Genomic DNA, 22,946 nt, shown 5'->3' on the forward strand with positions numbered 1-22,946 from the left:
TCGGAGCATCCGACGACCAGGCGGCAGCCTCAAGGGCGGTCGCCCGGCCTCGTAATAGCCGAGAGAGCCCTATGCCCGTTCGTTCTGCCGCCCGTGCTTCACGCTCCTTCCACGCCGCACTTCTCGCCAGTGTCAGCGCGCTGACATTACTGATGACCGGTGCCCCGGCGGAGGCGCGGAACATTCTCGCGGCGGATGGCGCGGCCTCGGCGGCGGCCAACGCGGCGGCGGGCGCCGTCATGTCGGCGCAGCAGGCGGCGGCCGCGACGCAGCAGTCGATGAACTCGCTCGCCCGCGCGACCCAGGCGATCCAGGCCATGCAAGCGGCCCAGGGCGCTGCCCGCAACCTGGCCTTGAGCGCGCCGAGCACGGTGCCGAACGGGCTCGGCGCCGGCGGGCTGCAGGTGGCGCCCAATGTCGGGACGGATCCGAGCCTCTGGCAGAATGCGAACCTGCCGACCCAGGCGACGAGCGGCGGGCAGACCACCGTCACCGTCAAGCAGACCGCGCAGAAGGCGATCCTGACCTGGGCTCAGTTCAACGTCGGCAAGGACACGACGGTCCATTTCGACCAGACGGCCGGCAACAGCTCGGCCGGCAACAACTGGATCGCGCTCAACCGGATCGTCGATCCCTCGGGCGTGCCGAGCCAGATCCTGGGCCAAATCAAGGCCGAGGGCTCGGTCTATCTCCTGAACCGCAACGGCGTGATCTTCGGCGGGTCCAGCCAGGTCAACACGAACTCGCTGCTGGTCACCTCGCTGCCTTTCCTCAGCGAACCGCTCAATCTCGCCGCCATGACGCCGGGCAGTGCCGCCTATGACAACGCGGTGGCGGCGAGCAACGCGATGTTCCTCGGGCCGGGCATCACCGGCCCGGCGAACCAGAATCAGCTCTCGCTGGGCATGGGCACGTACACGGCGAGCGATCTCCAATCCATCGGCGCCGTCAGCGTCGAGGCCGGTGCCCAGCTTCAAGTTGGAAGCCTGGGCTGGGCATTCCTGGCGGCGCCCAGCGTCAGCAATGCGGGCACGATCCTGGCGCCGGGCGGGCAGGCCATCCTGGCCGCCGGTGTCGGCGTCGGCCTCACGGTATCGGGAGCCCCAGGCTCTTCCTGGCTTTCGCCCTATCTGACCGGGCGGGTCTCCACCGGGAATCCCGATCCGACCCCGCTGTTCGCGGCGACGAACACGGGGCTCATCGAGGCGGCGACCGGCAACGTGACCATGCTGGGCGCCACGATCAATCAGCTCGGCGTCGTCGCAGTCACGACCAGCATCACCCGTCCTGGCGCGATCACGCTCACCGCCTATGACGAGGGAAACGGCGGCGGTGCGGCCTACGCCTTTCGGGGCGGGCCCCTGGTCTTCGGGCCGCAGTCGGTGACGACGGTCTTGCCACAGGAGAACGGCGAGACGACGACCTCGACCCAGTCGGCAAGCCAGACCTTCGTGCCCGGCAGCATGAACCTGACCGGCGGTTCGGTCATATTCCAGGGCGGCTCGCTCGTCGAGGCGCCGGGCGCCTCGGTCGGCGTGACCGCGCTGCAGCTCGCCCAGTCCCCGCTCGACCCGACGGTGGCGAGCCGGATCTATATAGACAACGGCGCCGTGATCGACGTGTCGGGCCTGGCCGACGTCGAGCGGCCGGCCTCGGCAACGCTCGTCACGATCGGGCCGCTGACCGCCAACGATCTGGCGGACTCGCCGCTGCAGCGCAACGGCTTCCTGCTCGGCAAGACGGTGGTGATCGACAGCACGGTTTCCGGCACCCGCGCGGACGGCGAGGCCTGGGTCGGCTCGCCGCTGCTCGACGCCCAAGGCTACGTCGACCAGATGCCGCGCACCATCGACCAGATGCTGGTCAATGCCGGCACGCTCAAGCTTGCCGGCGGCGAGGTGATCGCGGCGCCCGGCTCGATCATGAACCTGACCGGCGGCTATATCCATTACCTGGGCGGCACGGTGCGCACGACCCGGCTGATGGATGCCTCGGGCCATATGGCCGACATCGCCAAGGCCGACCCGAACGATACCTATGTCGGCATCGCCGGCCAGTTCACGGTCGACCACGCCAAGTGGGGGGTGAAAGAGGTCTATGGCAGTGCGCTGCTCGACGTCGGCATCAATCAGGCCGACTTCATCCAGGGCGGCAGCGGCGGCACGCTCGATATCCTGGCTGGTGCAATCTACGCGCCCTATAACCCGACCGGATCGACCGGGGCCACAATCCTCGACGGCACGATCGAGGCCTGGGCCGAGTCCGGCCGCAAGCAGGTCGCCGGCGGTACGCTCGCCAAGGGCGGCGTGCTGCTGGTTGGCGATGCGGCGCTCGCGAAGATCCTGTTCCCGGCGGCGGCCGAGAACGGCAGCCCGCCGACGACGACACAGGGCATCGTCATCGCCGACCAGGGGACCGATCTCGGCGCGATCGATCCCGCCTTCAATGCGAACACCTCGCTCATGACCGCCGGCAACCTGGCCAAGGACCAGTTCGACCCGGGCAACCCACTTTTCACCTCGATGCTCTCGGCGCCGCTGCTCGATGCGGCCGGCTTTTCCTCGATGAGCTTCAGGGCGTCCACCAACCTCGCGGTCGAGGCGCCTCTTACGGTCCAGCCGGGCGGCTCGATCTCGCTGACCGGCGGTGCCGTCCAGGTCAATGCCGACCTGACGGCGCCGGGCGGTGCCATCGCCGTGACGGGGACAGGCTATTTGGTAGCCCAGAGCCTGAGCGGCATCCTGCCGTCCCGGCTCTTCACCGGCGACGTGACGGTGGCATCCAGAGTGACGGTGAGCGCCGCCGGGCGCTGGGTCAACGATACCGGTCTCGGCCCCGACCAGATCGCAGGCACGGCCGATCTCGACGGCGGCAGCATCTCGATCACCACCCAGGCCAATGCGGCCCAGCCAGCCACCAACACTCCCGTCGTCGACCTGACCGGCTCGATCAATCTTGCGAAGGGCAGCGTGCTCGACGTCTCCGGCGGCGGCTATGTCGACACGAACGGCAAGCTCAAGCAGAGCGACGGCATCCCGGCCGGCAAGGGCGGCAGCGTCTCGCTCCAGACGTATGTCTTCACCGGCGGCGCCTTCGGCACCTACGGCGGGATGGTCAAGCCGGACACCCAGCCGGTCGGCGGCAGGATCGTCCTCGACGGCGTGCTGCGCGGCTACGGCTTCTCGGGTGGCGGCACGCTCACGCTGCAGGCCCTGGGCATCGAGATTGGCGGCGATCCGGCGACGGCGCATCCCTACGATCTCGTCCTGCCGGGCGATTTCTTCACCCGCGGCGGCTTCGGTGCCTATGCGCTGTCGGCGGTCTATGACGCCACGATCGCGGCCGGCACGACGGTCACGGTGAGCGAGCGGAACTTCATCCCGAACCTGCCGGCCCTGCTCGCCGCCCCGACCGGGACCGGCCTCTACGGGGCAGGGAGCGTGCTGCCCGATGGGGCCCCCGACGGGACCTATGTCACGATTGGCGCCCTCGATCCCTATCACCGCCAGGCGGCCGGCTTCTCGCTCACGTCCGACAGCTATCTGTCGTGGAACGGCAGCGCCTCGCCGATGAGCTATCTGCCGCCGTCCTTCTCCGGGGTCACGAATACGCTGCTGCTGGACACCGGGGCAGCGATCCTGGCCGACCCGGGGGCGGCCGTCTCGCTCGCCTCCTATGACCAGCTCACCGACCTCGGCACGATCACCGCCCATGGCGGCTCAATCGCGCTGACCGCCTCGGCGCTCCCCGGCAGCCCGCAAACCGGCTCGATCTGGCTGGGGAGCAACAGCCTGCTCGACGCGTCCGGCATCGCGCTGGTCAACCCGCTGGCGGCACCCATCAGGACGGCATCCGGACTGGCTCAGCCGGTCACGGGCAAGGTGCTCGACGGCGGCTCGGTCACGGTTCTCGACGGCACGGGAACCGTGGTCGCCGAGGCCGGGGCGCGGATCGACGTTTCGGGGACTGCTGCGGTCTTCGACATCGCAGGGGCCGCAGGCCCGATCGCCGTGCCGACCGCCGTCTGGAGCGACGCGGGCGTGATTACGCTGGGCGGTGCGGAGGGCCTGCTGTTCGACGGCACGCTCGCGGCCCATCCCGGCGCGGCCCATCCCGGCGCGGCGCAGGCTGAGGGCGGCACGCTCGTCCTGTCCAACGCGCAGAAATTGATCGTTGGAACCCCGACCGTGCTCAAGGCGAGCGGCATCATCCTGCAGCAATCGGGCGATTTCGTCCCGCCGGGGCTGGAACCCGGGCAGGCGATTCCCGGTGCCGCGGGTATCGAGCATTTCGCGGTCGACCGGCTCACGGGCTCGGGCATCGACAGCATCGGCATCGGCGCCGATCCGCGGCTGGTCTTCACTGTGCAGAACACGTCGAGCCTGCTGCCCACCGGCGCGCTCTCGATCGGCTTCGCCGGCGACGTCTCGCTCGATGTCGGGCGCTCGGTCGTAGTGGGGGCGACCAGCCTCGTCGCCCTGCCGGCCGGCGCTACGAGCCTGCCGGCCATCGCCGCCGGCCGGGCCTCGGTCGGCGGCATCACCGCCGCGATCAACGCCCCTTACGTCAACATCAACGGCGCCTTCGCGAACCTGCCGGCGCTCTCCGTCGCCGACGGTACGCTCGCGGTCTCGGCCGGCACGCTCGACCTGACCGGGCGCATCGCGCTCGAGAACTTCGGCACTGCCAACTTCACCAGCACCGGCGACATCCGCTTCTACAACCCGACTTCGTCGACGACCCTTGCCGTGGGCGAGCTCGTCACCGGCGGCAACCTCGTCTTCCGGGCGGCGCAGCTCTATCCGGCCACCGCCAACACCTTCATCATCGATGCCGTGGGGCCGATCGTCGGCGGCACGCAGCTGCCCACCACGATCACGATCCTGCCGAACGGCACCGCCGCCACGCCGCTCTCGGCCGGCGGCAGCCTGCTGCTCGACGCGACCGACATCGTGCAAGCCGGGACCCTGCGCGCGCCCGGCGGCGGTCTCATCCTGGGCGTCAGCGATGTGACCGGCCAGGCGGCCGCGTTCAACAACCTGCCGCTGGTCGCGACCAATTCGGTGACGCTCGCCGCCGGCAGTACGACCTCCGTCTCCCTCGGCGGCGCCACCGTGCCCTACGGCACCACGGTCGACGGCATCGACTGGCAGTTCCAGATCTATGCCCCGAGCATCACCAACGCGACCTATCCCGACATGACGGCGCCGCCGGCGAAGACGATCAGCCTGGGGGCGGCGGCCCTGGCGCTCGAGCCGGGCGCCACGGTCGACCTCTCGGGCGGCGGCACTATCCAGGCCTCGGAATGGGTCGCCGGCACCGGCGGCTCGCGCAACCTGCTGCTCGCGACCAACACCAGCTACGCGAGCGGCGCCACGCCGACCCAGGTGCCGCTCTATCCCGACGGCCGCCAGATCTACGCCATCCTGCCCGGCTACGGCAGCGCCGTGGCGCCGGTCGATCCCGAGTTCGCGCCGACCGGGGGCGCCGTCGGCCAGCAGGTCTATCTCTCCGGCACCGCGGGCCTGCCTGCCGGCTACTACACGCTCCTGCCGGGGCAATACGCGACCCTGCCGGGTGCCCTCCGCGTCGTGCAGCAGACCGGCACGGTCAATGCGGTGGCGGCGGAGAACGCGGTGCTGCCGGACGGCAGCCGCATCGTCGCCGGCACGTTCGTCAACGGGCTGACCGGCGCCCGCGCGGCTGAGACCACGGCGTTCCTGGTCCAGCCGCGTGCAGCCTGGGGCCAGTATTCGCAATATAACGTCACCGACGCCGACAGCTATTTCGCGGAGCTCGCCCGGAGCGGCGGCACCGCCGTGCCGCGGTTGCCGGTCGACGCCGGCCAGCTGGCGCTCGCCGCCACGCGGGCGCTCACCTTGGGGGCCACGCTCGACACCGCGGCAGGCCCGGGCGGCCGCGGTGCCCAGGTCGACATCGCGTCCCGGGACATCCAGATTGTGGGATCGGGCGAGGCGGTGCGCGACGGCTACCTGAGGCTCGATGCCGCGGCGCTCGACGCGCTCGGCGCCGAGAGCCTGCTGGTCGGCGGCACCCGGACCCAGAGCGACAACGGCGACACCATCGCCGTCGCGGCCAACAGCATCGTCGTCTCGACCGATGCGGCTCATCCGCTGACCGGTCCAGAGGTCATCCTGGTCACCAAGACCGATACGACCGGCACCGATCCCAATGCCGCGACCGGCCTCCTGGTCGAGCGCGGCAGCGTGATCGCGGCGCAAGGGGCCATCGCCGGCCCACCCGTGCCGCTCACCATCGGAAGCTCGACGACCAGTGGAGACGGGGCGCTGCTGGCGGTCTCCAATGCCGGCATCCTCCAGATCGCCCGCAACGGCGTGCCCGCTGCACCGCAAGGGCTGCTCACCGTCCAGGGCGGCGTCGCGCTCTCGGGCGGGCAGGGGCTGACCCTCGACGCCACAGGGACCGTCCTGGTCGATCCGACCGCGGTCCTCGCCGGCCAGGCGATCGCGGCCGACAGCGGCCTCGTCACCTTCGTGGCCGGCAACGCGGCCCGGCCCAATGGGGGGCTGGTGATCGGCGCCGGCACGCTCGCCCAGTTCGCCGCGGCCCGGCAGGTCCTGCTGCGCAGCTACGGCGCGATGGATTTCGAGGGCGACATCACGGTGGACGTGGCCAACGACCTGGTCCTGAGCGCCGGCGCCTTCACCAGCGGGGCGCAAGGCGAGGCCGGCAGCGTTGCGATCCATGCCGGCACCGTGACCCTGGCCAACGACCTCGCGGCGGCTCCGCCTGCGGCGCTCACGACCGGCAGCGGCACCCTGTCGCTGAAGGGGAACGAGATCGACTTCGGCACGCCGGGCAGCACCGTGCGCAGCACGGCCGGGTTCTCCGGCTTCGGGGCGGTGACCGTGACCGCCGCCGACGGCATCGTCGGGCAGGGCAGCGGCACATTCGATTTCGGCACCCTGCCGGTGACGCTGACGGCGCCGAAGATCGTCGCGGGCGCCGGCGGCAGTGCCACCGTGAAGACCGCCGGGGCGCTGGTGCTGAACCCCGCCGCCGCCGGCGGCGCCACCTCGGCCGACGCGGCCTTCGGCGGCGCCATCACCCTCATCGGCGGGGCGCTTCGGGACAATGCTCTCGTCCAGGCCGTCGCCGGCAATGTCACGCTCGAGGCGACGTCCGGCGCTCTCGCCGTCGATGACGGTGCCGCGGTGGAGGTGGCGGGCTTCGTCAAGCAGTTCTTCGACACCGCCGCCTATGCGCCGGCCGGGAAGATCATCCTCACTGCCGATGCCGGAAACGTCCGGGTGGCACCGGGTGCCGTGCTCGATTTCTCCGGCGCCGCCGGCGGCGGGGCCGCGGGTGCGGTCACGCTGTCGGCACCGCAGGGCAGGGTCGATCTGCTTGGCACACTCCGCGGCGGGGCAGCCGCGGGGGTGCAAGGCGGCTCCTTCACGCTCGACACCGGCGCCGCCGCCGATCTCGACGCGCTCGCCGCGACGCTGGCGTCGAGTGGCGTCGACAAGCTGATCTCCGTCCATACGCGCAACGGCAACCTCGTGCTCTCGGCCGGCCGCACGCTGAAGGCGCAGGATGTCGCCCTCACGGCCGACGGCGGCAGCGTGCCGGGTGCCGCTGCCGGCAATGTCGTCATCGCCGGCACGATCGACGTCTCCGGTCCCTATGCCGGCGAGATCGACCTCTACGGCAAGAGCGGTGTCGACCTCGAGGGCAGCCTGCTCGCGCGCAGCTTTGTCGGTGGCCAGCAGGGCGGCACCGTCGCGATCGGCACCAGCGGTGTTGCGAACGGCAGCGTGAACGGCACCTATGGCTATGAGAACGTCGATCCCGCCGGCAGCGGCGTGATCCATCTCGGCCCCGGCGCCGTGATCGATGTCTCGGGCGGCTCCGCCGATGCGCTCGCGGGCGGATCGATCAGCTTCCGCGCACCGCTGCTCGACAACCAGGACGTCCGGATCATCGACCGCGGCGCCTCGCTGCGCGGCGCCCGGGTCGTCACCATCGAGCCCTATGCGGTCTGGAGCCCCGCGGACGCCTCGACCGGCGCCCGGCATTTCGATGGGATCATCGATCCGGCGGGCTGGTATGACAGCAGCGGCAAGCTGGTCCCCGGCACCTGGACCGATGCGTCCGGCAACATTCTCGCCACGCCCACGGATCCGGACACGCTCAAGACCTATCTGGCGAACGACTACTTCACGCCCCACACGGCGAATGCCGAGCACACGGGGTTCTACGGCAATAATGCCGACGGCAGCGCCGGCACCCTGATGCGGTTCGTCGAGGCCCCCGGCTTCGCCTTCACCAACGACTACGGCGGCATCGCCAACCTGCAAGTCCGTCCCGGCATCGAGCTCTACAATCCGGTCTCGAGCGGCGTGAACGGCGGGAACATCTCGGTCCTGACCAACTGGAACCTCGCCGCCGGCGCCAGCCCGACCGCGCTCGCCTACCGCTACAACGGGTTGGCGCCGATCCTCTCGATCCTGGCGGGGAACGATCTCGACATCGAGGCCTCGATCACCGACGGCTTCTACCAGCAGAACGACGGCCCGCATCTGGCCGATCCGGTGACATCGCCCTCCGTGCAAGCCTTGAACGACTACAATGCCACCTTGGCCTATTTCAACGCCCAAAACATATGGAACGGGACCATCAAGGAAAAGGCAGGTGCCACGAGCGCCGGCTACGTGGGGCCTGCCGGAGGAATCGTCAATTTGTCCACTAATGGCGATCCTTACTACTTTACCCTCAAGGCACCACTGTCTGGCCAGTCCAACGATTATTACACGAACTATATTGCCTATATCAGTGAGATCGGGGCTGGCGGGCCGCTGACGACCGGCAACTCCTGGTCACGCCAGTTCTTCGTCGACAGCACGACGGGCTTCCTGGTCTACAAGCCGGTGACCGTCGGCCCCGCCACCGGGCAAGCGGTGCCCAATCCATCAAACTTGTCGCTCTATCCGACCTACCAGAGCTATGTGAGCGCCTACCTCGCCTGGCTCCAGGCGAACTTCAAGACGAACCCTGTGGCGGATCGGGCGGCGACGCCGCCACCGCTCCTGCAACCGGCGACGGTCGACTATGCCAACTATGGCGGATATACGGTCGATTACGGCCAGTACATTGCCGGCCACACCTCCTATTTCCAATATGTTGCGAACAAGGTCGGCAACCAGTTCTTCGGCTCGCAGCTGTTCTACCTTCCTGGCGCACCGCTGCCCAATCCCGATAGAGGCAGCCTCGGCACGGTGCCTGTGGCGCCGAGTGCCGCGAACAACAGTCCCTCCAACATGCCGATCGCGGGCAGCCCGGCCTCGCTTGTCTCGGCGACGCTGCTCGGCGGCTCCAGCTCGTCATACCGGCTGGTGGCGGGCGCCGATGCCGGCAGCGCCGATCCGCTCGCGGTGGATGCCGGGTCCGCCGGCAGCGTCGATCTCGGCGGGCATTTCGCGGTCGCCGACACGGCAACGAAGGACGTGAACGGCAACCCGCTCAGCAATCGGATCGGGCGGACCCTGTTGCTGCCTACGACGGTACGGACCGGCACCGGCTCGATCGACATCGCGGCAGCCGGCGACGTGGCGTGGCTCGACAATGCCGCGCCAGCCGCCGTCTACGCGGCGGGCGAGCCGATGCCCGGCACCAGCGCCCTGACCGGTATCGCCGCGATCCGTCCGACGGGGAACTATTCGGCGGAGCTGCTCACGACCGGCCAGGTCAACCCCTATAACGGCGGCGACATCACGATTTCGGCCGGCCGGGACGTCCTCGGTATCGAGCAGGTCTACGACACCACAGGGAATGCCACCGGCACCGCGGGCACTTTTCTCGGGCAGACCTGGTGGCAATGGATGGAGAGTGGCAACACGGCGACCGCTTCGTCGATCAACTTCGCCGCCTTCGATCAGGGGGTGATGTCGATCGGCGGCAATGTCGCCGTGACGGCGGGCCGCGACATCCGGGAGCTGTCGGTCTCGCTGCCCACGACCTGGTATGCGACCGGCGGCGCCGTGACCACGGTCGGCGGGGGCGACCTGACGGTGATCGCCGGCGGCGACATCCTGGGCGGCAGCTATTTCGTCGCCAAGGGGACGGGCAGCCTGACGGCCGGCGGGGCGATCGCTTCCGCCTTCGACCTCACTTCGGGGGCGAATTCCCCGTTCTCGTCCGCGGTGACCACGCCGGTCTCGACGCTGCTCGGCTACCAGGACACCCGGTGGAATGTGACGGCGCGGCAGGATGCCGACATCGGCGGCATCTACGACCCGTCCTATCTGCAGAACCCGCTCGTCACCCTCGTCGGGTCGCGTGACTCGCAGAACCCCACCGGCAATTCCGCGCTCTCGATCCTGTCGGTCAACGGCGATGCCCGGCTCGACACCATGACCTTGCCGACGGTGCTGCTGTGGGGCAGTCCGACCGATGGTCGGGTCCTGCCGGCCTCGCTCGCCATGACAGCGCTCGGCGGCGACATCTATATCGGCGGCAGCGGCGAGCTTTATCCGTCGCCGACCGGCCAGTTCAGCCTGCTGGCCGACCAGTCGGTTACGCTGGTAGAGACGATCGCTTCGGGCTCGGGCCCGGCCGGCCGCTACTTCGGCCTGGTCGACCTCGATCCCTCGCAATTTCCGACGCCGCTCGATCCTTTGGCAACCAACGCCATCCTGCCCGAGTGGCTGCAGGCTGGCGGCCTGGGACCGAACTCGCGCTACAACCAGGTCGTGGCGCGCGCCGGGACGGATCCGGTGCGGATCTATGCCTTGAACGGCGACATCGTCGAGGGGCGGCTCAACAGCAGCGGGTTCTACCAGGACGAATTGATCCTGGAGCCGAACAAGCCCGCCTTCATCCAGGCGGGGCACGATATCGTGAACCTCACCTTCCTCGGCCAGAACTTCTCCGACAGCGATGTGACGCGCATCGTTGCCGGCCACGACATCTACGACACGCCGCTGGGAGTGGCCCTGCAATATCCGGGGAGCTATCACATCGTGCCGGCGGTCGAGCTCGCCGGTCCCGGCTACCTGGACGTTGAGGCCGGCCGGAACATCGGACCGATTGCCTCGGCCAACCAGGCCTATCTGACCTATGGCTCCGCCCTCAGCAGCGTCAGCCTCGGTCAGGGGGACGTCGTCACGGGGTTCCAGGCCATCGGCGATCAGTTCAACGCCCTGCTGCCGCCGGAGAGCGCCAGCATCACGATGCTGTTCGGCGTGGCGCCCGGGATCAACGATGCAGGCTTCGCCGCGGCCTATATCGATCCGGCGGCCCCGCCGATCCCGGGCGTTGCGAGCGTAGCGCCCCAACTTGTCGATTATGTCGAGCGGATCGCGCCGGGCACTGTGGGCCTCACGCCCGATGAGGCCTGGACGATCTTCCGGACCCTGCCGGCGTACCGGCAGCAGGCTTTCATCGACCAGGCGTTCTTCAATGTCCTGACCCGGGTGGGGGCGGACTACAACAATGCCGCGAGCCCCTATTTCCACCAATATGCGCGCGGCTACCAGGCGATCAACACGCTGTTCCCGGCCAGCGACGGCTACACCCGGAACGCCCTCGACGGCGGCACCAACGGCGCCAACGCGCCCGTGCCGACCGGCACTTTCGACATGCGCGGCGCCACGGTGCAAACCCAGGAGGGTGGCGACATCCATATCCTCGGGCCCGGCGGGCGCATCCTGGTCGGCAGCTCGTCCGCGCCGCCCTATGTGGTCAACGCCCAGGGCCAGACGGTAGTCGGCCCGAACCAGCAGGGCATCTTGACGCTCGAGACCGGCGGCGTCGGCATCTTCAGCGACCAGAGCCTATTGCTCGCGCAGAGCCGCATCTTCACCGAGCAGGGCGGCAGCATGACCATCTGGTCGTCGAACGGCGACATCAACGCGGGCGAGGGCGCCAAGACCACGTCCGACGTGCCGCCGCCCGACTACAAGATGGACCCGGACGGCCACTTCCAGCTCGACGCCAAGTCGGAGGTGACCGGCGCCGGCATCGCGACCTTGCAGACAATCCCGGACGCCCCACGAGGCAACGTCTACCTGATTGCGCCGCGCGGCACGGTCGATGCCGGGGCGGCGGGCATCCGGGTCTCGGGCGATCTGGCGATCGCGGCGCTGCACGTGGAGAACGCGTTCAATATCCAGGTGCAGGGCACGGCCTATGGCGTGCCCGCGTCGGTGGCGCCGAACATCGGGGCGCTTACCACGGCGTCGAACACCGCGGGTGCGGCGGCCGCCGCCGCCGAGGCGGCCGGCCAGGCGCGCAACCGGCCGGCCGTCCAGGACCTGCCCTCCATCATCACCGTCGAGGTCATCGGCTACGGTGGCGGCGATGGAGCGCCTTCCCACAACGGCATCCCTTCGGAAGGTCAGCGCCGCAAGAACCCCGACCAGCAGACCTACAATCCCAACAGCGCTATCAAGTATGTTGGAGCCGGTCCGCTGACCGACGAACAGAAGCGCATGCTGACGCCGGACGAGCAGCACTCGCTATCCACGCAGTGAAGGAGGACAGGCAGGACAGCGGTTGCGCGCTTGTGGCCTTGGGCTTTCACCTGCCAAGGGTCAGGAACTGCCGCAGGCGCGGAGACTCGGCCGCCGTGAAGATCTCGGCGGGCGTCCCGCGCTCGGCGATCTTGCCGCCCTCCATGAACCAGACCTGGTCGGCCACCTGGCGGGCGAAGCCCATTTCATGGGTGACCACCATCATGGTCATGCCGGCTTGGGCGAGCGACCGCATCACCTGCAGAACCTCGCTCACCATCTCAGGGTCGAGCGCGCTGGTCGGCTCGTCGAACAGCATGATCTCGGGATCCATGGCGAGCGCTCTCGCGATGGCGACGCGCTGGCGCTGCCCGCCGGACAGCCTGGCGGGCACGGCATCGGCCTTGTCGGCGAGACCGACGCGGCCGAGCTCGTGCAGGCCGCGCTCCCTGGCCTCGTTCCGGGGCAGGCCCTTCAGCCGCTCGAGGCCGATCGTCACGTTGCCAAGCGCGGAGAGATGCGGGAACAGGTTATAGGCCTGGAAGACGAAGCCGATCCGCTGGCGGAGCTGGTTGATGTCGACGCCGCCCGACGCGATGTCCACATCGTTGACCAGAATGCGGCCCTGCTGGATCGGCTCGAGCCGCGTCACGCAGCGGATGAGCGTCGACTTGCCCGAGCCCGAGGGACCCAGCAGGACCACGGTCTCGCCCTTCGCGACGTCGCCCGACACGTCGGCCAGGACATGCAGCGGGCCGAACCATTTCCCGATATTGTCGAAGCGGATCATGCGCACCTCATGCCGGCTGGGTCACGAGGCCGCCGCGTTCCGCGGCGATCCGCCGTTCAAGCCAGCGAGCCATGCTCGTGAGCGCGAAGCAGAGCACGAAATAGGTGAGAGCCAGCAGACCGTAGACCTGAAAGGGCTTCGTCATCAGGTGGTTGTTCACCTGGCTCGCAGCGAAGGTGATCTCGTTGGCGCTGATAACATAACCGAGCGAGGTCTCCTTGATGGTGGAGACGAACTGGCTGACCATGCTCGGCAGCATGTTGTGCAGTGCCTGCGGCAGCACGACCTTGAAGGTCGTGGGGAAATAGCGCAGGCCGAGCGCCTTGGCTGCCTCGACCTGGCCGTGCGGCAGCCCTTCGATCCCGGCGCGGATGATCTCCGAGAGGTAACTCGCCTCATAGATCACGAGCGCGATGATCAAGGTCTCGACGCCGCCCACCGCCTCGCCGATCACCAGCGGGGAGACGAAATAGACCCAGAAGATGAACATGATGAGCGGCAGGCCGCGGACCGTGTAGACGATCGCGGTTGCGGGGGCTTGGAGCCAACGCCACGAACTGAGCCGGGCCAGGGCCAGCCCGATCGCGATCGGGAAGCTCAAGAGCAGCCCGACGATCGCCATGAACAGGGTCATCGCCAGCCCGCCGACCGGCCCGTGCGGATATTGGCCGATCAGGAACAGCAGCCAATTGTCCTGCAGAATCTGGAGCATCAGCGGATCTCCAGCTTCAGCTTGCGGTCGGTGATCCGGCCTACGCCCATGATGACGAACGAGATCGCCAGATAGATCACGGTCGCGACGGCGAATGCCTCGAACGTCTTGAAGGTGTAGCTGTCGACCTCGCGCGTGTTGTAGGTCAGCTCCGCCACGCCCACCGCCATGGCCAGGCTGGTATTCTTAAACAAAAGCAGCGTCTGATTGATGAGCGGCGGGATCACGATCCGCACCGCCTGGGGCAGAATGATCCAGCTCATCGACTGCAGGTAGTTGAAGCCGATCGAGCGCGCTGCTTCGTACTGGGTTTTCGGGATGGACCGGATGCCGCTGCGCAGGTCCTCGGTAATATAGGCGGCCATGGCAAGTCCGAGCGCGATCATCGCCAGCAGGAACTCGCTATGGTGCCGGTTGACCCAGATGCTGAGCGGCCGAGGCAGCAGCTGGGGAATGCCGAAATACCAGACGAAGATCTGCACCAGCAGTGGGACGTTGCGGTGGTACTCGACATAAAGCGCCACGAGCCACTCGAGCGGCCGGAGCGGGATCATCCGGACGAGCGTCAGCAGGATGCCCGTCACCATGCCCAGGATCCAGGCGGCAGCCGTCAAGCCGATGGTGGTGACGGTGCCCCAGATGAACCAGCTCAGGTACTTGCCGGTCAGAACGGCTGCCGGATCGAAGATATAGCCCATCAGGTCGGCCTCGAAGGACAGGATGAGGCCGGGCGCGCCGGCCTCATCCTATGTCAGCCCTTGATTTCCTGAATCTTGAAATCGCGCTTGAGGCCGTAGGCCGTTTGCGGCCCGAACCACTTGTCGAAGATCTTCGCCGCCTCGCCGGAATTCTCCAAGGCGGCAAGCGCCTTGTTCACCTGTTCCTGGAACGCGGTCTCGCCTTTCCGGATGCCGAGCCCCCAGGGTTCGACGAAGACCGGCTGATCGATGATCGTCATGGGCGTGGTGCTCTCGCCCTGCTTGCGCAGCTTGACCAGAATGAGCTCCGACGCACAGAAGCCGTCCACCTTGCCCTGCGCCACAGCCAGAAAGGCCGAGGAGGGGTCCTGGAACGTGACGGTCTCGGCCTTGGGCAGAACGCGGCGTACGCCCTGTTCCGACGACGAGCCCTTGAGCGCGCTCACCCGCTTGTCGGCGAGGCCGTCCAGCGTCTTGATGCCGGAATCGGCCGCCACCATGATCTTCTGCGGGCTGACGAAGTAGGAATAGCTGTAGTCGATCTGCTGCGCCCGCTCCTTCGACCAGCCGAGATTGGCGGCCAGAATGTCGACGCGTCCCTGCACCAGTTCCGGGATGCGCGCCTCGACCGCCATGGGCTTCAGTTCGAGCTTGACGCCCAGCGCCTCGGCGACCTTGGTGCACATGTCGACGTCGTACCCGACGATTTCCCGGGTCTTCGGGTCCTGGAAGCTGAAGGGCTCGGCCGTGCCGAGCGTGCCGCAGACGAGCGTCCCGCGGGCCTTGATGTCGGCGAGCTCGTCGGCGCGCGCCGTGGCCGTCATCCCGGCGGCAACGAGGAGGCCGAGGGCGATGATGTGGAAAAGTTTCATGTAGGTCCGCTCCCTGTCGATCTTTTCAGCTCTTTATCGCAGTGCTTCGCAAGCCTCTTTGACGCGCCTGCACCCTTCCTCGATCTGCGGCAGCGAGGTCGCGATCGACATCCTGAGATAGGGGGAGAGCCCATAGGCGCTGCCATCCACCATGGCCACGCCGGCGTGCTCGAGGAAATACATGAGGACGTCGGAATCTGTTTCGAGGACGGTGCCCGAGGGCGTGCGCTTGCCGATGAGACCGGCACAGGATGGATAGACGTAGAAGGCGCCCTCGGGCGGCCGGCAGCTCAAGCCCGGGATCTCGTTCAGCAGTGCCACGGCCCGATCCCGCCGCTCCCGATAAGCCTGGCGCGCTTCCGCGACGAAGCTCTGATCGCCCTCCAGCGCCGCTGTTGCGGCGGCTTGGCTCAGCGAACTCGTGCAGGAGGTCGATTGCGACTGGATCGTGTTCATGGCCGCGATCAACGCCTTGGGACCGGCGCCATAGCCCAGGCGGAAGCCGGTCATGGCGTAGGTCTTGGAGACGCCGTTCACCAGCAGGATGCGATCCATGAGCTGCGGCTCGATCGCCGCCGGGCAGACGGGAGCGCCGTCGTCGAACCGGATATGCTCGTAGATGTCGTCGGTCATGAGGGCGACGTGCGGATGGCGCAGCAGCACGTCGGTAAGCGCCCGCATCTCCGCCTCGGAATAGAAGGCGCCGGTCGGATTGCAGGGCGCGTTCAGGATCACCCAGCGTGTACGCGGCGTGATGGCACTTTCGAGCGCGTCGGCCGAGAGCTTGAAGCCGTTGTTCTCGCCGCACCGGACGACGACCGGCGTCGCGTCGCACGCCAGCACCATGTCCGGATAGGAGACCCAGTAGGGCGCCGGAATGATGACCTCGTCGCCGTCGCCGACCGTCGCGGCGAGGGCGTTATAGATCACCTGCTTGGCACCGGATCCGACCGAGATCTGGTTGAGCTCGTAGCGCACGCCGTTTTCCCGGGCGAGCTTCGCGACGATCGCCTTGCGCAGCGCCGACGTGCCGTTCACCGGGGTGTAGCGCGTCTCGCCGGCTGCCATCGCCTTGCCGACCGCCTCCTGGATATGGGCCGGCGTGTCGAAGTCCGGCTCGCCGGCCGTCAGGTCGACGATGTCGCGCCCCTGGGCCTGCAGCTGCCGGGCGCGGTCGCGCGCGACCATGCTGGGCGACGGCTTGATGCGCCGGACGCGCGCCGAGAGCTGGATCATGTCAGGAACGGCGTTCATGTGGGCTGCCCCTTGTCCGCGGCGAGCCCCATGTAGGAACTCGACCGGCCTTCCCGGGCCGCCTTGAGCGCCTCGGCCTCGCGAGCCTGTTGTGCTGCGACCAGGGGCAGGAGATCCGCAGCCACGGTGCGATCGAACGTGACCACGCCGTCTTCATCGCCGAGCACGAGGTCGCCCGGCATGACGACCAGCCCGTCGATGGAGACCGGCACGTTGATTTCGCCGGGGCCCGACTTGTACGGGCCGCGGTGGGTGACCCCGCGGGCAAAGCACGGGAACCCGCTCTCGACGAACGCCGCGACATCGCGAATGGCGCCGTCGATGACGAAGCCGGCGACGCCGATCGCCTGGGCCCGGCGCATCATGATCTCGCCGACCAGCGCCTGGTTGAGATCCCCGCCGCCGTCGACGACCAGCACGTCGCCGGGGCGCAGCGCGGCGTAAGCCTTGTGGATCATCAGGTTGTCGCCGGGACGGGTCTTCACGGTCACCGCCGTGCCGATCAACCGGGCCGACCCATGGAATGGCCTGAGCGAACGAGTGCCGTGCAGCCGGTTCATGTTGTCCGACACGATGGCGACCTGGGCTTCGCGAAAACTGTCGAGCACCTCGTCAGGGACCGAGGGCAAGGACGGAAAGGACCGATGACCTGGGATGAGCATGGCGATATGGCGGTTTCGTGGATGGAAAGTTTCAGGATTGTGTGCCTCGCTTGAAATGAATGAAAGCGAATTATATTCTACTTTTTATATCGCTTTCTTTCACGGTTCAGGCCGGCATGTCCATCACGCTGAAGCAGGTCGAAGCGCTCTACTGGATCGCGACGCTCGGCAGTGTCGTCGAGGCGGCCGAGCGCCTGAACCTGGCCCAGTCGACGATCTCCAAGCGCATCCTCGAGCTCGAGACTGTTCTGAACGTGCAACTGCTGGATCGCAGCGGCCGGGCCGTCGCATTGACGCGGAGCGGACAAAACCTGCTGCCGATCGCGACCGAGCTCCTGAAGCTCGGCACGCGGTTTCACGAAGTGGCGGCCGGCCCGCTGGGATTCAGCGGCTCATTCCGGTTCGGCGTCACCGAACTCGTGGCGCTGACCTGGCTGCCCAAGCTCGTCGTCGCGATGAAGGAGGCGTTTCCCGACGTGGTGCCCGAACCGGAGGTCGATGCCAGCATCTCGCTCTACGACAAGCTGGCCGACCGCCGGCTCGATCTCGTGATCGGGCTGGATCCGCCGGCGGGCTCCGGCTTCAAGGTATTGCCGCTCGACAGCGTTACGCTGCAATGGATGTGTGCCCCCGGGGCGGGGCCTGATGCCGACGAGCTGCCGCTCGCCGAAATTGCGAACTATCCGATCCTGACCCAGGGCGAGGGCTCCGGCTTGCAGCGTCTCGTCGTCGAATGGCTGAACGCGAGCGGCATCACCTTCAACCGCATCGTCAAGTGCAACAGCCTGAGCGTCCTCTCGGCGCTCGCGATGGCCGGGCTCGGCGCGACCTTCCTGACGGAGCAGTATTTTACGCCCGAGATCCAAAGCGGGCGGCTTCGGATCATCCGGACCAAGCCGAAGTTGCCGCCGATTCAATATTTCGCCTCTTTTCGCGCCGATGCGCTGGATCCGCTGGCCGAGCTGATCGCCAAGCTCAGCCAGAATTGCTGCGATTTCTCCCTGCGTCGGACCTAGAGGCGTCGGACCTAGGTGTGGAGCTCCAGAAGCGCGGGAGACGCACCAGAAGACCCGCCCGATCAGTTGGACAGATCGAGCGGCTTCAGCTGCCAGTTCCGCAGGTTCTCGTCGACCAGCCGCTGCACCGTGCCGTTCTTGACCAGCACGGCCAGTTGCTTGTCGAAAGCCGGCAGATATTTGAGGCAGGGGCTGGCCGTGACGAAGGCGAAGCCGTTGACGGTCTGCGAGATCAGCGGCTGCACGGCCTTGAGCCTGTCCTCGAATCCCAGCGAGGCGATGTGCGCGAGGCCCGGATAGTAGCCGGTCACGGCATAGTCGACGTGCCCCGCCTCCAGCATCTTGAAGTCGAGGTCGATGCTGGTCACGGTCTCGACCGTCAGATGCGATCGCATGAACTCGTCGAAGCCCAGGCCGTAGTGCTCGTCGCGGACGATGCCGCCCAGCTTGCCGATCAGATCCGGCCAGCCGTGATACTGCAGCGTGCTGTCGCTCCGCACGAACAGCGCGATATCGGCATAGACCGCGGGCGTAGTGGTGAAGCTGAGATAGGCCAAGCGCTCGGGCGATTCCTTCAGCGTCGCGATCAGGTCGATCTTGGCTTCCATGGCGCTCTCCAGCACGCGCGACCAGGGGCCCTCGTAGGAGAGCTCGAACGGGATATCGAGGTCGCTCAGAATGCGCGAAGCGATCGCCATCCAGGCACCGCGCATCTCATGGCCGTCGTAATAGACGAGCGGCGGGTAGCCAGGATGCCCGCTCACGACCATCTTCGAGCATTCGGCGGCGCTCGCCGGACCGGCTGCCGCGAGACCGGCGGCGAGCGCCGCTGCGATGCCGCCGCTGCGGAACTTTTTCTCAGGTAGCTTGCTCCGGCGTCGAGTGACCATCGTCGTTTCCCGACCTGGCGCTCCCGCGATCTTGGAACGAAGGGCACGAAGAGCAAAGGAGAAACGACGCCGGGCGGCGCGTCCGGGCTCACAGCTGTGGTCGCTGGCACAAAAGACGAAGCCCCCGATCCGGTGGGATCGAGGGCTTCGCATCACTTGAGACCGAGATCCGGCTCAGTCGTGCTCGTAGCCGTAGACTTCGGGCAGGATGAAGATCGCCGCCAGGAGCCCGATCAGCGGGAAGACGGCGACGAGCAGGGTCGCGTTCGCCTGGCCGATCGCCGCGAAGATCGTCGGGAACAGGAAGATCGCGATGAACGACGGCAGCTTCACGAACATATAGGCAAAGCCGCTCGCCGTGCCGCGATACTCGGGCCTCGCGACCACGGTCGGGATCGTCATGCAGTTCGACGCGTCCCAGTAATGGCCCCACAGCATCGCCCCCGCCGCGAACGGCAGGATCATCTTGTTGCCGGTATAGAGCGCCGCGGCGGCGACCAGCAGCGAGACCAGCACGATTGCGAACCCGGCGATGCTGATGCCGCGCTGGCCGATCTTCGGCGTGATCATCGGCCCGATCCAGCCCGAGATCGCAGCGACGCAGTAGAGCGCCATGGTGACGAGATCGGTGCCGAGCACCGAAGCGACGCCGACCATGGTGAACAGCACCGGCAGATAGAAGGCGAAGGTCGAGAACTCGCTGCCCTGGGCGAAGCACGCGATCCAGCCGTAGAGCGTGGCACGCCAGCGGATCGGGTCCTTGCGGATGTCGGCCAGGAAGGCCGCCGGGTGCGGCTTCGTCACCTTGACGTCCTCGTTCGGCAGCATGGCGAGATCGTCGCCGAACATCTGCTTGGCGACCAGCTTCGCCTCCCGGAACCGGCCATTGCGGACCAGCCACACCGCCGTCTCCGGCAGGTCGTGGCGCATCAGCAGGATGACGAGCGCCGGCACAGCGCCCAGGCCCAGCGTCACGCGCCAGACGAGTTCATGGTCGAGCTGGGAAATCAGGAATATGGCGATGACGGCGAGCGTCATGACCTCGCCGATCGCGAACATGAACTGCCAACGGTTGCCCATGACCTCGCGCTTGCCCTTGGGCATGGACTCCATGATGTAGGTGTAGCCGTTGGATATGTCGCTGCCGAGCGGGACGCCCAGGAAGAAGCGCACGACGACCAGCCACTCGACATTGGTCACGAACGCTTGGGCCAGCGCCAGGATGATGAACAGGATCATCGTGGCCAGGAACATCACGCGCCGGCCGATCTTGTCGGACAGCCAGCCGCCCAGGATGGCGCCGGCGAGCGCGCCGCCCTGCGTGCCTGCGGCCGCAAGTCCCAGCAGCAGCGGGTCCGGATTGTACTGTTCCTTGATGAAGACCAGCACGAAGGCGATCGAGTAGAGGTCCCAGGCCTCGACCAGGATCGAGGCCATCATGAGCCAGCCGACCCGGTTGCCTTGCGGATTGTACTTGGTCACGAGGTGCCGGACGGCACTGTTGATGACCGATTGCTGTGTGGCTGCGACCGACACTGACGTTTCCCCTTTTTCGTCTTCTCGTTGACGGGACCGCCGGCATGGCAGCGGCTCCGGTCGTCGTAGTTTGCGCTCAATCCTCCGATTAATTCCTCTTTACGGGAGATTATCGGGCGGTGGAACCTTTTTTTCCGGGCGGTGTCGCCGGTGTCAGTATCCAGCCAGGTGCGGCAGCGCCATCGTAATTTCCGGCACGAGCGCAATCAGCACGAGGCAGGCGAGCAGCAGCCCCAGATATTTCATGATCGGCCATACGGTCTCCTCGAGCCTGACGCCGCCGATCAGGCACGAACCGTAGAGCCCGAGGCCGAGGGGCGGGGCGAACAGGCCGATCCCCATGCCGATCACCAGCACGACGCCGTAGTGCAGCGGTTCAATCCCAAGCTGGCGCGCGACGGGCATCAGCAGGGGACCGAAAATGATGAGCGCGGCGGCGCCCTCCAGCACCGAGCCCATGACGATCAGGACCGCGATCGACAGCAGCAGGAATAGCCAGGGTCCATGAGCGGACGATATCGACACCAGCAGCTCCGCGATGGCATGCGGTATCTGCTGCAGCGTCAGCACGTAAGCGAGGCTTTGCGCCGTGGCGACGATGAACAGGACCATGCCCGATCGCGTCGCCGCATGGCGCAACACCCGGCCGAGGCCGCGCCAGCTCGTCTCCCGGAAGGCGAGCGTGCCGACGAGGATGGCATACACAACGGCAAAGGCCGAGATCTCCGTCGCGGTGGCGAAGCCGGACCGGTAGCCGCCGAAGATCATGGCGATGAGGCCGAAGGCTGCGATGCCGCTCGTCCACATGCCTTTGGTGCTGCCCGTCTCCGGTCCCAGCACGACCGGTGCCGTCGTGCGGCTGCCGAGCAGGATGACGAGGCCGACGAGAGCGAGCGCCATCAGCGCTGACGGGACCAAGCCCGCCATGAAGAGCCCACCGATCGACAGGTTCGCGACGAAGCCCAGGATGATGAGGTTCACGCACGGCGGGATGGTTTCCGCCATCACCGCGGAGGCTGCGAGCAGCGCCACGGCATCGCCGGGCTTCTGGCCCGACTTGCGCGCAGCCGGAACCAGCACGGACCCGACCGCGGCCACGTCGGCCATCTTGGAGCCGGAAATGCCGGAGAACACGACCATGCTCAGGACCATCACCACATCGAGGCCACCGCGCATGCGGCCGACGCCCCGCTGCAGCAGCGCGATGAGGCGCACGGACATGCCGTTCGCCTCCATCAGGTAGCCGACGAGAATGAAGAACGGCACGGCCAGCAGGACGAAATTGTCGATGCCGCGCGCCATCTGCTGCGCAAAGATCTCGCCCGGCAGCAGATCACCCGCCCAGATGAACACGAGCGTGGTAAGCGCCAGCACGAAAGCGATCGGTGTGCCGGCGACGAGCGAGACGAGGAAGGCGACACCCATCAGCCATGGCATGGCGGGCATGGAGCCGGGCGCGTAGGTCCCCCACACCCAAAAGACCGCCGCGATCCCGGCGGCGACCGCCGTCCCGCCGAGCACGCGGGCGAAGGGGTGCTGCAGCAACCGGTCTGCCGCGAAAACGATCATCGTCGCGGCGGCGAGACAGAGCGGGGCGAAGAAGATCTCCTGCGGGATACCCGCCCCGACCGTCTGCCCTGACGTATCTTCGACCAGTTGCCAACTATGCCAGGCGAGCGCGCCGGCGACGACCAGGATCGCCACGTCGACCAGCGCGTCGATCCGCAGCCGATGCCGACGGGAGAGACGGTCGACGAAGAACGTCACGCCGGCATTCTCCCCACGGGCGAGCGCTGCCGACGCGCCGAGGAAGCTCACGGCCAGCAGGAGCGCCCGCGCCGCGTCGTCGCTCCAGACCATGGACGCGTCGAAGAGGTAGCGGGAAAGCACTGACACGACGACGATGACCAGGTCCGCGAACAGCAGTGTCGCCGCGGTGACCTCGACCGTGGCGAGCATGGCCCGAACGAGGCCGGGCCATGCCCGCGGCCGTGCCGCGGCATGGAGCGCTTGCTCCATGGC

General features: G+C 67.5%; 11 protein-coding genes. 2 read left to right on the forward strand and 9 right to left on the reverse strand.

Going from position 1 to position 22,946, the window contains the following annotated elements; genetic code table 11:
* Positions 1-152 precede the first annotated feature (152 nt).
* Positions 153-12,515: a filamentous haemagglutinin family protein gene (locus IEY58_RS30940; protein WP_189052039.1), complete on the forward strand. Its 12,363-nt coding sequence runs from the start codon at positions 153-155 to the stop codon at positions 12,513-12,515.
* Between the two features lie 46 nt (positions 12,516-12,561).
* Here the strand turns inward: IEY58_RS30940 and IEY58_RS30945 are convergent, their stop codons facing one another.
* Genes IEY58_RS30945 through IEY58_RS30970 form a run of 6 tightly spaced genes read right to left on the reverse strand, consistent with a single transcriptional unit; the run spans position 12,562 to position 17,482 of the window.
* Positions 12,562-13,284, reverse strand: a complete 723-nt coding sequence (locus IEY58_RS30945) for an amino acid ABC transporter ATP-binding protein (protein ID WP_189052040.1) — start codon at positions 13,282-13,284, stop codon at positions 12,562-12,564.
* A 7-nt stretch (positions 13,285-13,291) separates the two neighbouring features.
* Positions 13,292-13,996: an amino acid ABC transporter permease gene (locus tag IEY58_RS30950; RefSeq protein WP_189052041.1), complete on the reverse strand. Its 705-nt coding sequence runs from the start codon at positions 13,994-13,996 to the stop codon at positions 13,292-13,294.
* Entirely contained in the window at positions 13,996-14,694 is a 699-nt protein-coding gene (locus IEY58_RS30955) for an amino acid ABC transporter permease (protein WP_189052042.1), read from the reverse strand. The genes IEY58_RS30950 and IEY58_RS30955 overlap by 1 nt, the downstream gene beginning before the upstream one ends.
* 53 nt (positions 14,695-14,747) lie before the next feature.
* A complete protein-coding gene (locus tag IEY58_RS30960; protein ID WP_189052043.1) occupies positions 14,748-15,566 on the reverse strand; it encodes an ABC transporter substrate-binding protein in 819 nt (272 codons plus the stop codon).
* A gap of 33 nt (positions 15,567-15,599) precedes the next feature.
* Positions 15,600-16,820: an aspartate transaminase gene (locus IEY58_RS30965; protein ID WP_308422464.1), complete on the reverse strand. Its 1,221-nt coding sequence runs from the start codon at positions 16,818-16,820 to the stop codon at positions 15,600-15,602.
* On the reverse strand, positions 16,817-17,482 hold the full coding sequence (locus tag IEY58_RS30970; RefSeq protein WP_189052044.1) for an RraA family protein: 666 nt from the start codon (positions 17,480-17,482) through the stop codon (positions 16,817-16,819). Before IEY58_RS30970 ends, IEY58_RS30965 begins: the two co-directional genes overlap by 4 nt.
* Positions 17,483-17,598: 116 nt before the next feature.
* On the opposite strand from IEY58_RS30970, the gene IEY58_RS30975 reads away from it, so the two are divergent.
* On the forward strand, positions 17,599-18,498 hold the full coding sequence (locus IEY58_RS30975; RefSeq protein WP_189052045.1) for a LysR family transcriptional regulator: 900 nt from the start codon (positions 17,599-17,601) through the stop codon (positions 18,496-18,498).
* 62 nt (positions 18,499-18,560) lie between these two features.
* On the opposite strand, the gene IEY58_RS30980 is transcribed toward IEY58_RS30975, so the two are convergent.
* From IEY58_RS30980 to IEY58_RS30990, 3 genes are all read right to left on the reverse strand, one after another.
* The gene (locus IEY58_RS30980) at positions 18,561-19,388 is read right to left on the reverse strand and encodes a substrate-binding periplasmic protein (protein WP_189052046.1); all 828 of its coding nucleotides are present in this window, start codon (positions 19,386-19,388) and stop codon (positions 18,561-18,563) included.
* Between the two features lie 174 nt (positions 19,389-19,562).
* Positions 19,563-20,924: an MFS transporter gene (locus IEY58_RS30985; protein ID WP_229744089.1), complete on the reverse strand. Its 1,362-nt coding sequence runs from the start codon at positions 20,922-20,924 to the stop codon at positions 19,563-19,565.
* A gap of 153 nt (positions 20,925-21,077) precedes the next feature.
* On the reverse strand, positions 21,078-22,943 hold the full coding sequence (locus tag IEY58_RS30990) for a TRAP transporter large permease (protein ID WP_189052047.1): 1,866 nt from the start codon (positions 22,941-22,943) through the stop codon (positions 21,078-21,080).
* Positions 22,944-22,946: the final 3 nt, after the last annotated feature.

This window comes from Aliidongia dinghuensis (assembly GCF_014643535.1).
GTDB lineage: Bacteria > Pseudomonadota > Alphaproteobacteria > ATCC43930 > CGMCC-115725 > Aliidongia > Aliidongia dinghuensis.

Coding starts and splice junctions, on each gene's coding strand:
- IEY58_RS30965 (WP_308422464.1), bottom strand. CDS start 16,820: ATGAACGCCGTTCCTGACATGATCCAGCTCTCGGCGCGCGTCCGGCGC.
- IEY58_RS30950 (WP_189052041.1), bottom strand. CDS start 13,996: ATGCTCCAGATTCTGCAGGACAATTGGCTGCTGTTCCTGATCGGCCAA.
- IEY58_RS30960 (WP_189052043.1), bottom strand. CDS start 15,566: ATGAAACTTTTCCACATCATCGCCCTCGGCCTCCTCGTTGCCGCCGGG.
- IEY58_RS30975 (WP_189052045.1), top strand. CDS start 17,599: ATGTCCATCACGCTGAAGCAGGTCGAAGCGCTCTACTGGATCGCGACG.
- IEY58_RS30980 (WP_189052046.1), bottom strand. CDS start 19,388: ATGGTCACTCGACGCCGGAGCAAGCTACCTGAGAAAAAGTTCCGCAGC.
- IEY58_RS30945 (WP_189052040.1), bottom strand. CDS start 13,284: ATGATCCGCTTCGACAATATCGGGAAATGGTTCGGCCCGCTGCATGTC.
- IEY58_RS30940 (WP_189052039.1), top strand. CDS start 153: ATGACCGGTGCCCCGGCGGAGGCGCGGAACATTCTCGCGGCGGATGGC.
- IEY58_RS30955 (WP_189052042.1), bottom strand. CDS start 14,694: ATGGGCTATATCTTCGATCCGGCAGCCGTTCTGACCGGCAAGTACCTG.
- IEY58_RS30970 (WP_189052044.1), bottom strand. CDS start 17,482: ATGCTCATCCCAGGTCATCGGTCCTTTCCGTCCTTGCCCTCGGTCCCT.
- IEY58_RS30990 (WP_189052047.1), bottom strand. CDS start 22,943: ATGGAGCAAGCGCTCCATGCCGCGGCACGGCCGCGGGCATGGCCCGGC.